Origin of the sequence: Enterobacter chuandaensis (genome assembly GCF_039718975.1) — a bacterium.
Taxonomy (GTDB): domain Bacteria; phylum Pseudomonadota; class Gammaproteobacteria; order Enterobacterales; family Enterobacteriaceae; genus Enterobacter; species Enterobacter chuandaensis.
In genome coordinates, this window is sequence record NZ_CP097173.1 from 3,975,661 (window position 1) to 3,988,578 (window position 12,918).

A 12,918-nucleotide genomic window follows, 5' to 3' on the forward strand; every position below is an offset into this window, starting at 1 on the left:
ATTGCCATGCAATGAGCAATTTGTCGGGCGTAAATGTGTAGAGTCGTGACACAGATGATTCTGATTGCTGATGAATGCTTTGCGTAGAGACACTGTTGCCACTACTATCGTTCCACTATTTATGAAAATAACGACTAATGATGCTTAAATTACGCCTGATTGGACTTACTTTACTCGCTTTTAGCGCCGCAACCGCAGTGCACGCTGAAGAGAAGCGTTACGTTTCTGACGAACTGAACACCTGGGTACGCAGTGGCCCAGGAGATAATTATCGCCTCGTGGGCACGGTGAATGCCGGCGAGGAAGTCACCCTGTTACAGACTAACGCGGAGACCAATTACGGTCAGGTTCGCGACAGTTCCGGCCGTACCTCCTGGATCCCGATGAAAGAGCTGAGCACCGTGCCAAGCCTGCGCACCCGCGTGCCGGATCTGGAAAACCAGGTGAAGACCCTGACCGACAAGCTGAACAACATCGACGGGACCTGGAACCAGCGCACCGCCGAAATGCAGCAGAAGGTGGCGCAGAGCGACGGCGTGATTAACGGTCTGAAAGAAGAGAATCAAAAGCTCAAAAACGAGCTGATCGTCGCGCAGAAAAAAGTGAACGCCGCGAACCTGCAGCTTGATGACAAACAGCGTACCATTATCATGCAGTGGTTTATGTATGGCGGCGGCGTGCTGGGCGTAGGTCTGGTGCTGGGTCTGGTTCTGCCACATCTGATCCCAAGCCGTAAGCGTAAAGATCGCTGGATGAACTAATTCGTCTTCTCTGCCAGACTTACGTATTATCTTGCGAAAAGAGAAAACGGGAGAGTTGGGCGTGAAGAGTTATCTGGTCGGTGGTGCGGTACGTGATGCGTTGTTAGGTCTGCCGGTCAAAGATAAAGACTGGGTGGTGGTGGGCGCCACCCCGGAAGAGATGCTCGACGCGGGCTACCAGCAGGTAGGCCGCGATTTTCCCGTGTTTCTGCATCCGAAAAGCCGGGAAGAGTACGCTCTGGCGCGTACCGAGCGGAAATCCGGTTCCGGCTATACGGGATTCACCTGCTACACCGCGCCGGATGTAACGCTGGAGCAGGATTTGCTGCGCCGCGATCTCACCATTAACGCCCTCGCCCAGGACGAAAACGGCCATATCATCGACGCCTACGGCGGGCAGGATGACCTGCGCGACCGTCTTTTGCGCCATATCTCCCCTGCATTCTCTGAAGATCCGCTCCGCGTCCTGCGCGTGGCGCGCTTTGCCGCGCGTTACGCCCATCTGAGCTTCCGTATTGCCGATGAGACAATGGCATTGATGACGGCCATGACCGAGGCGGGCGAGCTGGAACACCTGACGCCGGAGCGCGTCTGGAAAGAGACAGAAAACGCCCTCACCACCCGTAACCCGCAGGTCTTTTTCCAGGTCCTGCGCGACTGCGGCGCGCTGAAGGTGTTGTTCCCGGAAATCGACGCGCTGTTTGGCGTCCCCGCGCCGGCAAAATGGCACCCGGAAATTGATACCGGTGTACACACGCTGATGACCCTAAGCATGGCCGCCATGCTCAGCCCTGAAGTGGACGTACGCTTTTCCACCCTGTGCCACGATCTCGGCAAAGGCTTAACGCCGAAAGAGTTCTGGCCGCGCCATCACGGGCACGGTCCGGCGGGCGTAAAATTGGTTGACGGGCTCTGCCAGCGCCTGCGCGTGCCGAATGACATCCGCGATCTGGCAAAGCTGGTCGCCGAGTTCCACGACCTGATCCATACCTTCCCGATCCTGAAGCCCGCCACCATCGTGAAGCTGTTCGATAATATCGACGCCTGGCGCAAGCCGCAGCGCGTGGAACAAATTGCGCTCACCAGCGAAGCCGACGTTCGCGGCCGCACCGGGTTTGAAGCCTCTGATTACCCGCAGGGGCGCTTGCTGCGCGAAGCGTGGGAAATCGCAAAAGCGGTGCCGACGAAAGACGTGGTCGAGGCAGGATTTAAGGGGCCGGACATTCGCGAGGAGTTGACGAAACGGCGGATTGACGCGGTAGCCGCGTGGAAGGAAAAACGTTGCCCTCAGCCGAAAGAGTGAGGGCAACCCGTCATCAGAAGAAGACCACGTACACCGCAGCGGCGACGATAAAGCGGTAGATCGCGAACGGAATGAACGAGATACGCTTGATCAACTGCAGGAAGGTTTTGATGGCAATCAGCGCCACGATAAACGCGGTGATAAAGCCCACGGCAAACATCGGAATGTCGCCGGTGGTCAGGAAGTGATAGCTCTTATAGACGTCGAGGACGGTTGCGCCCATCATCATCGGCACCGCCAGCAGGAACGAGAACTCAGACGCGGCGTAACGGCTCACGCCCATCAGCATCCCGCCTGAAATCGTGGCCCCAGAACGGGAGAAGCCCGGCCACAGCGCCAGACACTGGAAGCAGCCAATGATAAACGCCTGACGGTAGGTCATGTCATCCAGACCTTCCGCACGCGGGACTTTTGGCTTCAGCACTTCGGCGGCAATCAGCAGGAAGCCGCCCACCACCAGCGCGTACATGACGTTAATCGGGTTAAACAGCGACTTAATGGTGTCGTGGAAGACCAGCCCCAGCACCACCGCTGGGATCATCCCGAGCAGGATATGAATCAGCGTCAGGCGGCCCTTGCTTTCACCTTCACGCTGCGGCAGGCGGCCAAAATGGATGCCGATCAGGCCAAACAGGCGACGCCAGAACATTACCACCACCGCCAGGATAGAGCCCAGCTGAATCACCACCTCAAACGTCTTTGCGGTATCGCCTTCAAAGCCCAGCAGATGGCCAACGATAATCATATGGCCCGTACTGGAAACCGGCAAAAACTCCGTCAATCCTTCGACCACACCCAGAATTGCCGCCACCAGCAGCGAGTGCATATCGCTCATCTATAAACCCCTAAAAAGATATAAAAAAACGGTGCCCCATACGGACAACCGATAAGATACAGTCTTGAGACCGGTATAACCTAAAATGGTTTAGCAATTATGACGTTAAATCTTCCCTTTCAGATTTGTGCCACGTTCGATAATCACGCCTACGTTGGCCGCACGCGCCACTGCACCCGGCTTGCTCAGCTTGATGCGCACCCACGGTGAGTTGAATTTGGTCAGCAGCAGGTCCGCTACCTCTTCCGCCACCCGTTCCACCAGCGCAAAACGTTGCCCTTCCACGTGGGCGATAACCGTTTCACTGATATCGGCATAGCTCAGACAGTCGTTCACGTCATCGCTTTTTGCCGATTTGCGGTTATCCCATCCCATTTCGATATCGAACACCAGTTTCTGCTCGATGGTCTGTTCCCAGTCGTAAACACCAATTGTGGTGATTACCGAAAGTTGCTCTATAAATACAATATCCATCACGACCTGCCTGCTTTTTGGCTAAACCGGATACCACTTCCGGCGAATTATGCGTATTATCCACAGATGCTGAGAATACAGATACATTTTCAAAACGGAACAGCGTTATGAGTGCAATCGCGCCTGGAATGATCCTCCTCGCCTATCTTTGCGGCTCAATCTCCAGCGCCATTCTGGTCTGCCGCATTGCCGGGTTACCTGACCCGCGTGAAAGTGGTTCCGGGAATCCGGGAGCGACCAACGTGCTTCGAATTGGCGGCAAGGGAGCAGCCGTAGCGGTTTTGATTTTTGATGTTCTGAAAGGGATGCTACCCGTATGGGGCGCGTATGCGCTGGGCGTCACGCCGTTCTGGCTCGGTCTTATTGCCATCGCCGCCTGCGTCGGCCATATCTGGCCCGTATTCTTTGGTTTTAAAGGCGGCAAAGGCGTTGCAACCGCCTTTGGTGCCATTGCGCCCATCGGCTGGGACTTAACCGGCGTCATGGCCGGGACCTGGCTGCTGACCATTCTGCTGAGCGGCTATTCGTCGCTGGGGGCCATCGTCAGCGCGCTGATCGCCCCGTTCTACGTCTGGTGGTTTAAACCCCAGTTCACCTTCCCGGTATCGATGCTCTCCTGCCTGATCCTGCTGCGTCATCACGACAATATCCAGCGCCTGTGGCGTCGTCAGGAAACCAAGATCTGGACGAAGCTCAAGCGTAAGAAGAAAGACGCTAAATAAAGCGTTCGTTATGCCTTATAACCAAATGTGATTTTGGTCACCTTCTGCCTGTGGTAACTGTTAGAGACACAACACAACCACACAAAAAGAAAAATGACAGAAATCACAGAATCAGCTCCCCTTTCAACGGCAGGAAGCACCCCGGATGGCGACATCAAGTGGGTGCGCAGCGCATCGGACGTTTCACGTCTCGTTAATGACGGCTCACAGGGCCGGGCCAACGCCCGGATCGTGGTGGGTATCGCGCTGGGCGGGATTTTCCTCGACGCCTACGATCTCGGCGCGCTGGCGTTCGGCATTAAAGACATTACCCGCGAATTTAACCTGACGCCCGCCGGTACCGGCATGGTGGCCTCGGCGATTACCTTTGGTGCCATTGTCGGGGCGCTGCTCGGCGGCTACCTCACGGATAAAATCGGGCGCTACCGCGTGTTTATGGCTGATATGGTGTTCTTCGTGGTCGCCGCTATCGCCTGCGCGCTGGCCCCGAATGAATATGTGCTGGCGGGCGCGCGCTTTGTGATGGGGCTCGGCGTGGGGATCGATCTTCCCGTGGCGATGGCGTTCCTGAGCGAGTTCGCCAGGCTCAAAGGGCCGGGCAATAAGGCCTCCAGCGTCGCGATGTGGTGCCCTACCTGGTATGCCGCGATCAGTATTTCCTATCTGCTGGTACTGTTCTTCTACGCCGTGCTGCCGGAAAGCCACAGCGACTGGCTGTGGCGTTTGATTCTCGGCTTTGGTGCAGTGCCCGCGCTGGTGATTATCGCCATCCGCAGCCGCTACATGAGCGAATCGCCGGTCTGGGCGGCGAATCAGGGCAACCTGAAAGAGGCGGCGTCCATTTTGCGGCAGTCGTACAATATTAACGCCCACGTCCCGCAGGATGCGCTTACCCAGCCAGCGCCTGTCGTGAATAAAGCCAAATGGTCGAACTATCTTAACCTGTTCCGCGGCATCTATCTGCGGCGTACCACGCTCGCCACGCTGCTGTCCGTCGTCTCCTCGTTCGCCTATAACGCCGTGGCCTTTGGCCTGCCGGTGATTATTTCAAGCTTCTTTGTGCAGTCTATGCTGACCACCATTCTGATCTCGCTGGCGCTGAATCTGCTGTTTGCGTTTATCGGCGGATTACTGGCGGTGCGCTACGTGCCGCGCTTCGGCGCGTGGCGGATGTCGCTGGCGGGTTACGCCTGTCAGCTTGTGGCGCTGCTCGGGCTGGCGCTGATTGGTCGTCCTGATGGTGCAACAGAAGGCGCGATCGCCGTCGCGATGCTGGCGCTTTTCCTGTTCGGTCAGGGATTTGGCCCGGGCGCACACACCATGACGTTTGCCTCGCTGAGCTACCCGACCTCCCTGCGCGGCGTGGGCGTGGGTCTCAACCAGACGCTGATGCGCAGCAGCTCCACACTGTCGCTGTTCCTGTTCCCGCTGCTGGTCGCGTCTCTCGACACCGCCGTGTTCTGGGTGATTGCGCTGGCGCCGTTTATCGGTCTGGCGTCATTGCTGGCGATCCGCTGGGAGCCGTCCGGATATGATGTGGATGCGGAGGATTACCGGTAACGACACATCGCTTCGGTGGGTTCACCCCACCGAAGTGCACTTACAAATCTTCCAGCAGCGTTCGGGAGAGTTTTTTTAGCATTTCCAGCTCATCATCATTCATCCGCATGCTGCAGCGAATCTGGTCCGGCAGCGCCATCACCTGCTTTTTCAGTTCTTTCGCCTTATCCGTCAATACGACATTTTTCATCCTTTCATCCCCCACAACCGCGATACGGTTGAGAAACCCTTTTGCCTCGAGCTTCTGAACCAGCGGGGTCAATGTGCCTGAATCAAAATTGGTTTTATCGCTGAGATCGCGAAGCGGGATGTTGTCTTTTTCATAAAGCGCCATCAAAACAACAAATTGCGGATAGGTCAGATCCATCTCCTGCAACAGGGGGCGATACTGGCGCACGAACGCATTGGTGACCGAGTACAGCGAGAAGCACAATAAATCATCTAGCGTTTTGTTTTCTTTCATTTTTCTTTCAACCCTGAATCTGTTGTCTAAAAAAAATTATAAATAATGTTTGACTAAAAGTATCTTGCGCGCAAGTATTACATTAACAATTAAATAGCGCACTATTTAGTTATCCAATCAAATACGTTAAAAGAGGTATCACCATGAAAACATTAACCGCCATCCTGATTTCTTCCGTCTTCGCGTCAGCCGCGGCATCCGCTCAAACCACCAATACTCCAGCCCCGACCGCAGGCGTACAGGCATTTCTTGATGTCCTGAATGCTGGCAAAGGGAAACCGATGGAACAGATGACCCCGCAGGAGGCCCGCCAGGTGCTGATCGGCGCTCAACAAGGAGCAAAATTGCCGCCCGCTCAGGTGACGGAAAAAACGATCCAGGTCAATGGCCAGACGATCGCCCTTAAAATTGTGAAGCCTGAACATGCTGCCGGTACGCTCCCGGTATTTATGTTCTTCCACGGTGGCGGTTGGGTGCTGGGTGATTTTCCAACCCACGAACGTTTAATCCGCGATCTGGTTCGCGCATCAGGCGCCGCAGCGGTTTACGTTGATTACACACCGTCACCTGAAGCCCATTTCCCGGTGGCAATCAACCAGGCCTATGAAGCGACAAAATGGGTCGCCGAGCACGGCCAGGAAATTGGCGTGGACGGTAGCCGTCTGGGCCTGGTAGGTAACAGTGTGGGCGGCAACATGGTGGCTTCCGTGGCGCTGCAGGCAAAACAGTTCAACGGGCCAAAAATTCGCTATAACGTTATGCTCTGGCCGGTTACCGATGCGAATTTTGATACTGCCTCGTATAACCAGTTCGAGAACGGCTATTTCCTGTCGAAAAACATGATGAAATGGTTCTGGGATAACTACACCACCAGCGCTGCCGATCGTAACAATATCCTTGCCTCTCCGCTTCGCGCCAGCACTGCACAGTTGAAAGGCTTCCCGGAGACGCTGATTCAGACAGCTGAGCTGGACGTTCTGCGGGATGAAGGTGAAGCATTCGGGCGTAAACTGGATGCGGCTGGCGTCCCGGTGACCGTCACGCGCTATAACGGCATGATCCACGATTACGGCCTGCTTAACCCGCTGAGCCAGGAGCCAACGGTTAAAGTCGCCCTTGAGCAGGCAGGTGCAGCATTGCATGACCACCTGAAATAGGATCGTCATGCTTCACACAGAGCACGGCCCCGGGCCGTGCTTTTTAATTTTCTCTATCCATAAGCGACTCATATGACAGCCTTCATTTCCGCCAGGGCATACTGAAACGACCCCGATGATGCGCAGATGGAAGCAGCATGTTAGCAGCTCAGGTCACTGATAATACGTATAAAGGCTGGCAGGCGTCGCTTGCCCTGCAGTTTTGTCACACCCCTGAGAAAACCCTCCTGCATTCCGCGCACCACGTCGGGCCGCTTACGGTTCAGCGGCCGTTTTACCCTGAAGGCGAGACCTGCCACCTTTACCTGCTGCACCCGCCCGGCGGCGTTGTGGGCGGCGATACGCTGGATATTTCCGTTCGGCTAAACGCCAATAGCCACGCGCTTATCACCATGCCCGGCGCCAGCAAGTTCTACCGCAGCAGCGGCCCGCAGGCGCGTCTGAGCCAGCACTTTTACCTTGATGAAAACGCCACGCTGGAGTGGCTGCCGCAGGACACCATTATCTTTCCCGGCGCGAACGCCGCGCTGCGTTCCGTCTTCCACCTTACGTCCTCCAGCACGCTGCTGGCGTGGGAGCTGTACTGCCTGGGCCGCCCGGTGATCGGTGAGACCTTCAGCCACGGCACGCTGGAGAGCCGTCTTGAGGTGTGGGTGGCTGACGAGCCGCGCCTGATAGAGCGCCAGCACCTCAGCGACGGCGATCTCACACCCGTTGCCGGACACCCATGGATCGGCACCCTGCTGTTCTATCCGGCCCGGGAAGAACATCTCGACACGGTGCGCGCGCTGCTCGCGCCTCTCGGCCATTTTGCGGGGGCAACGCTCACCGACGATCTGCTGTCGTTGCGTTTTCTCTCCCACGACAATCTGATTTGCCAGCGGGTGATGCGCGACATCTGGCAGTCGCTTCGCCCGCTTCTCACTACCAAAACCGCCTGTTCGCCGCGCATCTGGCAGACATAAGAGAAACGTTATGGAACTGACCCCCAGAGAGAAAGACAAGCTGTTGCTGTTCACCGCCGCGCTGGTTGCCGAACGCCGCCTTGCGCGCGGGGTAAAGCTCAACTACCCGGAATCGGTCGCGCTGATCAGCGCCTTTATTATGGAAGGTGCGCGCGATGGCGAAACCGTCGCCTCGCTAATGGAGGCGGGCCGCCACGTCCTGACGCGGGATCAGGTGATGGAGGGCGTGCCGGAGATGATCCCGGATATTCAGGTAGAAGCCACCTTCCCGGACGGCTCCAAGCTCGTCACCGTCCACAACCCGATCGTCTAAGGAGCGCGTGATGATCCCAGGTGAATACCAGATCCAGCCCGGTACTATTGCGATCAACGTCGGGCGCGAAACCCGAACCGTGATTGTTGAAAACCACGGCGACAGGCCGATCCAGGTCGGCTCGCACTACCACTTTTACGAGGTCAACCCGGCGCTGAAGTTTGACCGTGAAGTGACCCGAGGCTACCGGCTGAACATTCCGGCGGGTACCGCCGTGCGCTTCGAGCCCGGCCAGAAGCGGGAGGTGACGCTGGTTCAGGTCACAGGCGCGCAGCGCATTTTCGGTTTTCGCGGCGAAGTAATGGGCGAGGTGAAACATGGCTGAAATTTCGCGCCGGGCGTATGCCGACATGTTCGGCCCCACCACCGGGGATAAGGTGCGGCTGGCGGACAGCGAGCTGTGGATCGAAGTGGAGAACGATCTCACGGTCTACGGCGAAGAGGTCAAGTTCGGCGGCGGGAAAGTGATCCGCGACGGCATGGGCCAGGGGCAGATGACCGCTGACGGCTGCGTGGATCTGGTTCTCACCAACGCGCTGATCGTCGACCACTGGGGGATCGTGAAAGCCGATATCGGCGTCAAGAACGGGCGGATCTTCGCCGTTGGCAAAGCCGGAAACCCGGACATTCAGCCCGGGGTGACGATCCCGATCGGTGCTGCGACGGAAGTGATTGCCGCCGAGGGGAAGATCGTCACCGCCGGCGGGATCGACACCCACATCCACTGGATCTGCCCTCAGCAAGCGGAAGAGGCGCTGGTCTCCGGCGTCACCACCATGATCGGCGGCGGCACCGGTCCGGCGGCGGGCACCAACGCCACCACCTGCACACCGGGGCCGTGGTATATCGCCCGCATGCTGCAGGCTGCCGATACGCTGCCGGTGAATATTGGCCTGCTCGGCAAGGGGAACGGCTCCAACCCGGACGCCCTGCGCGAGCAGATCGCCGCGGGCGCCATCGGGCTGAAGATCCACGAGGACTGGGGCGCGACGCCCGCGGCGATTAACTGCTCGCTGGAGGTGGCCGAAGAGATGGATATTCAGGTGGCGCTGCACAGCGACACGCTGAACGAGTCCGGATTTGTTGAAGACACGCTGGCTGCCATTGGCGGGCGCACCATCCACACCTTCCACACCGAAGGGGCGGGCGGCGGCCACGCGCCGGATATCATCACCGCCTGCGCGCACCCGAATATTCTGCCCTCCTCCACTAACCCGACCCTGCCCTACACGGTGAACACCATCGACGAGCATCTCGACATGCTGATGGTTTGCCATCACCTCGATCCGGATATCGCCGAGGACGTGGCGTTTGCCGAATCCCGCATTCGCCGGGAGACCATCGCCGCGGAAGACGTGTTGCACGATATCGGCGCGTTCTCGCTCACGTCGTCAGATTCACAGGCCATGGGCCGCGTCGGGGAAGTGATTATCCGCACCTGGCAGGTGGCGCACCGCATGAAGGTTCAGCGCGGCGCGCTGCCGGAAGAGACGGGCGAGAACGACAACTTCCGCGTGAAGCGTTATGTCGCCAAGTACACCATTAACCCGGCGCTCACTCACGGCATCGCCCACGAGGTCGGTTCGATTGAGGCGGGCAAGCTGGCGGATCTCGTAGTCTGGTCCCCGGCGTTCTTCGGTGTCAAGCCCGCCACCATCGTTAAGGGCGGGATGATCGCCTGCGCGCCGATGGGCGACATCAACGCCTCGATCCCCACGCCGCAGCCGATGCATTACCGCCCGATGTTTGGATCGCTGGGTGCGGCGCGCCACGCCACGCGCCTGACGTTTATCTCGCAGGCCGCCAGTGCGAACGGCATTCCACAGCAGCTCAACCTGCAGAGCGCCACGGCGGTGGTGAAAGGCTGCCGGACGGTGAAAAAGGCGGACATGATCCACAACGCCCTGCAGCCGAATATCACCGTCGATTCGCAAACCTACGAGGTGCGCGTCGACGGCGAACTGATAACCAGCGAACCGGCTGACGTTCTGCCGATGGCGCAACGCTATTTCCTGTTTTAAGGAGTGATGATGATCTACTTAACCCAACGCCTGGACCATGCCCACCCTGTAACCGCCAGCGTCACGCTGCCGATTGACGTGCGGATGAAAAGCCGCGCCCGCGTGTCGCTGAACGACGGCCGCGAAGCCGGGCTGATGCTGCCGCGCGGCCTGCTGCTGCGCGGGGGAGACCTGCTGACCACCGACGACGGCAGCGAGGTCATAGAAGTGATCGCCGCCCCGGAGTCGGTTTCCGTGGTGCGCTGCGCCGATCCGTTCCTGCTCGCCCGCGCCTGCTACCACCTGGGCAACCGCCACGTACCATTGCAGATCATGCCCGGCGAGCTGCGCTATCACCACGATCACGTTCTCGACGATATGCTGCGTCAGTTCGGGCTGGAGGTGACGTTTGCTGCGCTTCCGTTTGAACCGGAAGCGGGCGCGTACGCCAGCGATGCCCACAGCCATAGCCATTCTCACGCCCATTCACATTAAGGACTCATCATGCGCAAGTATTTACCGCTGTTACTGCTGGCTTTTTCCGTTCCCGCGCTCGCGCATCCGGGACACGGTACCGACAGCTTCCAGGCCGGTTTTCTCCACCCGCTCACCGGGCTCGATCACCTGCTGATGCTCACCGGCGCGGGTGTGCTGTCTGCCCTGAGCGGCCGCAAGCTCCTGCTGCCGTTTGCCACCCTCGGCATGATGCTTGTTGGCGCCATTGCGGGCAGCCTCCTCGGCGGCTTCAGCGGCATGGAGATGCTGATTATCGCCTCGCTGGCGGTCTGCGGCGTGATGATGTTTAAAACTGAAAACCGTCTGCTGCTGGCGGTGCCTGCCCTGGCGATGTTCCACGGCTGGGCGCACGGCGTGGAGATGTCCGGCCACAGCTTCTGGCTCTTCACCAGCGGTTTTATGTTCGCCAGCGCCACGGTGCTGTGCGCCAGTTTCGCCGCAGGCTTGCTGCTGCGCCGTCACGACGGGCTGCGTAAAACCTTCGGCGGCGGGCTGATTGCCTCCGCCCTGCTGGCGCTGATGAGCTGATGGAGCACGCCCGCCAGCGGCTGCGCCTGATGCAGCTCTCCAGCAGCAGCCTGCCGGTGGGATCGTTTACCTGGTCCCAGGGGCTGGAGTGGGCCGTGGAGGCAGGCTGGGTCACGGACGCCGAGGCCTTCAGGCGCTGGCAGATCCAGCAGATGGAGCAGAGCTTTTTCTGCGTCGACCTGCCGCTGTTTATCCGTCTTTATCAGGCCTGTGAGCAACGCGATCATACAAATGCAAAACACTGGACGGCATACCTTCTCGCCTGCCGGGAAACGCGCGAGCTGCGGGAAGAGGAACGCAACCGCGGGGCGGCCTTTACGCGCCTGATTAAGAGCTGGGAACCTGACTGTCCGCCCGAATGGCTGCCGCTATTTATGCAAAGCCAGCTCGGCGGCATGGCGTGGCTCGGCGTGCGCTGGGGCATTAGCGCGCGCGAGCTGGCGCTGAGCCTCGGCTACAGCTGGATAGAGAGTGCGGTGATGGCGGGCGTCAAGCTGGTGCCGTTTGGGCAACAGGCCGCGCAGCAGCTGATTATCGAACTGAGCGACCACTACGCCGCTGGTTTTGAACAGGCATTTTTACGTCGCGACGACGCGCTGGGGGCAGCAACGCCGCTGTCGGCCATCGCCTCCGCGCGCCACGAAACCCAATATTCACGACTATTCCGTTCCTGAGGAGTCAACATGGCTGATTACAAACATCCCTTGCGCGTAGGCGTGGGTGGCCCGGTAGGGTCGGGGAAAACCGCGCTGCTGGAAGCGCTCTGCAAGGCGATGCGCGACACGTACCATCTGGCGGTGGTCACTAACGATATCTACACCAAAGAGGATCAGCGCATCCTGACCGAGGCGGGCGCGCTGGAGCCAGAGCGCATCGTGGGCGTGGAGACGGGCGGCTGCCCGCATACTGCTATCCGCGAAGATGCCTCGATGAACCTGGCGGCGGTGGAAGCGTTAAGCGAGAAATTCGGCAATCTGGATTTGATCTTCGTGGAAAGCGGCGGCGATAACCTGAGCGCCACGTTCAGCCCGGAACTGGCGGATCTGACCATTTACGTGATCGACGTGGCCGAAGGGGAAAAAATCCCGCGCAAGGGCGGGCCGGGGATCACCAAATCCGATTTTCTGGTGATCAACAAAACCGATCTCGCGCCGTACGTGGGGGCGTCGCTGGAGGTGATGGAGCGCGACACCAACCGCATGCGCGGCGAGCGTCCGTGGACGTTTACCAACCTGAAGGCGGGTGACGGTTTAGCGACGATTATTGCGTTTCTGGAAGAGAAAGGGATGCTGCGGGTGTAGTCGTAAATTTCCCTCTCCCC

General features: G+C 58.7%; 16 protein-coding genes. 13 read left to right on the plus strand and 3 right to left on the minus strand.

Features of this window, described 5'->3' with window-relative positions; translation table 11 throughout:
- Nucleotides 1-140 precede the first annotated feature (140 nt).
- Both MX657_RS19085 and MX657_RS19090 read left to right on the plus strand, forming a co-directional pair.
- The gene (locus MX657_RS19085) at nucleotides 141-761 is read left to right on the plus strand and encodes a TIGR04211 family SH3 domain-containing protein (RefSeq protein ID WP_028014457.1); all 621 of its coding nucleotides are present in this window, start codon (nucleotides 141-143) and stop codon (nucleotides 759-761) included.
- A gap of 61 nt (nucleotides 762-822) precedes the next feature.
- Complete coding sequence (locus tag MX657_RS19090; protein ID WP_252002275.1) at nucleotides 823-2,064, plus strand: multifunctional CCA addition/repair protein; 1,242 nt, start codon at nucleotides 823-825, stop codon at nucleotides 2,062-2,064.
- 13 nt (nucleotides 2,065-2,077) lie between these two features.
- Here MX657_RS19090 and bacA read toward each other — a convergent pair whose 3' ends face one another.
- Together bacA and folB are read right to left on the minus strand one after the other, a co-directional pair.
- Nucleotides 2,078-2,899 carry an undecaprenyl-diphosphate phosphatase gene (gene bacA, locus MX657_RS19095; protein WP_080328237.1) on the minus strand — a complete coding sequence of 274 codons (822 nt, stop codon included), beginning with the start codon at nucleotides 2,897-2,899 and terminating at the stop codon, nucleotides 2,078-2,080.
- A gap of 105 nt (nucleotides 2,900-3,004) precedes the next feature.
- Nucleotides 3,005-3,373 carry a bifunctional dihydroneopterin aldolase/7,8-dihydroneopterin epimerase gene (gene folB / locus MX657_RS19100; protein WP_080328238.1) on the minus strand — a complete coding sequence of 123 codons (369 nt, stop codon included), beginning with the start codon at nucleotides 3,371-3,373 and terminating at the stop codon, nucleotides 3,005-3,007.
- 107 nt (nucleotides 3,374-3,480) lie between these two features.
- Here folB and plsY point away from each other — a divergent pair, with 107 nt between their 5' ends.
- Together plsY and MX657_RS19110 are read left to right on the plus strand one after the other, a co-directional pair.
- Complete coding sequence (gene plsY, locus MX657_RS19105) at nucleotides 3,481-4,095, plus strand: glycerol-3-phosphate 1-O-acyltransferase PlsY (protein WP_061097029.1); 615 nt, start codon at nucleotides 3,481-3,483, stop codon at nucleotides 4,093-4,095.
- Between the two features lie 93 nt (nucleotides 4,096-4,188).
- Complete coding sequence (locus MX657_RS19110; protein ID WP_080328239.1) at nucleotides 4,189-5,655, plus strand: MFS transporter; 1,467 nt, start codon at nucleotides 4,189-4,191, stop codon at nucleotides 5,653-5,655.
- 40 nt (nucleotides 5,656-5,695) lie between these two features.
- Here MX657_RS19110 and MX657_RS19115 read toward each other — a convergent pair whose 3' ends face one another.
- Complete coding sequence (locus tag MX657_RS19115; protein WP_061097027.1) at nucleotides 5,696-6,118, minus strand: MarR family winged helix-turn-helix transcriptional regulator; 423 nt, start codon at nucleotides 6,116-6,118, stop codon at nucleotides 5,696-5,698.
- A 143-nt stretch (nucleotides 6,119-6,261) separates the two neighbouring features.
- Between MX657_RS19115 and MX657_RS19120 the strand changes: the two genes are divergently transcribed.
- The 9 genes from MX657_RS19120 (at nucleotide 6,262) to ureG (ending at nucleotide 12,898) form a co-directional block, all read left to right on the plus strand.
- Nucleotides 6,262-7,275 carry an alpha/beta hydrolase gene (locus tag MX657_RS19120; RefSeq protein WP_252002272.1) on the plus strand — a complete coding sequence of 338 codons (1,014 nt, stop codon included), beginning with the start codon at nucleotides 6,262-6,264 and terminating at the stop codon, nucleotides 7,273-7,275.
- Between the two features lie 137 nt (nucleotides 7,276-7,412).
- A complete protein-coding gene (locus MX657_RS19125) occupies nucleotides 7,413-8,240 on the plus strand; it encodes an urease accessory protein UreD (protein WP_119916410.1) in 828 nt (275 codons plus the stop codon).
- Nucleotides 8,241-8,250: 10 nt separating this feature from the next.
- A complete protein-coding gene (locus MX657_RS19130) occupies nucleotides 8,251-8,553 on the plus strand; it encodes an urease subunit gamma (protein WP_003862556.1) in 303 nt (100 codons plus the stop codon).
- 10 nt (nucleotides 8,554-8,563) lie between these two features.
- Nucleotides 8,564-8,878 (plus strand): urease subunit beta, encoded by a 315-nt coding sequence (locus MX657_RS19135; RefSeq protein WP_119916411.1) that lies wholly within the window; start codon nucleotides 8,564-8,566, stop codon nucleotides 8,876-8,878.
- A complete protein-coding gene (gene ureC / locus MX657_RS19140) occupies nucleotides 8,871-10,574 on the plus strand; it encodes an urease subunit alpha (protein ID WP_346806451.1) in 1,704 nt (567 codons plus the stop codon). Before MX657_RS19135 ends, ureC begins: the two co-directional genes overlap by 8 nt.
- A 9-nt stretch (nucleotides 10,575-10,583) precedes the next feature.
- Nucleotides 10,584-11,048: an urease accessory protein UreE gene (gene ureE / locus MX657_RS19145; RefSeq protein WP_346808576.1), complete on the plus strand. Its 465-nt coding sequence runs from the start codon at nucleotides 10,584-10,586 to the stop codon at nucleotides 11,046-11,048.
- Nucleotides 11,049-11,057: 9 nt separating this feature from the next.
- Nucleotides 11,058-11,597 carry a HupE/UreJ family protein gene (locus MX657_RS19150; RefSeq protein ID WP_217480320.1) on the plus strand — a complete coding sequence of 180 codons (540 nt, stop codon included), beginning with the start codon at nucleotides 11,058-11,060 and terminating at the stop codon, nucleotides 11,595-11,597.
- Nucleotides 11,597-12,271 (plus strand): urease accessory protein UreF, encoded by a 675-nt coding sequence (locus MX657_RS19155; protein ID WP_346806453.1) that lies wholly within the window; start codon nucleotides 11,597-11,599, stop codon nucleotides 12,269-12,271. The genes MX657_RS19150 and MX657_RS19155 overlap by 1 nt, the downstream gene beginning before the upstream one ends.
- 9 nt (nucleotides 12,272-12,280) lie before the next feature.
- Nucleotides 12,281-12,898 (plus strand): urease accessory protein UreG, encoded by a 618-nt coding sequence (ureG, locus tag MX657_RS19160; RefSeq protein WP_014071813.1) that lies wholly within the window; start codon nucleotides 12,281-12,283, stop codon nucleotides 12,896-12,898.
- The last annotated feature ends 20 nt before the right edge of the window (nucleotides 12,899-12,918 follow it).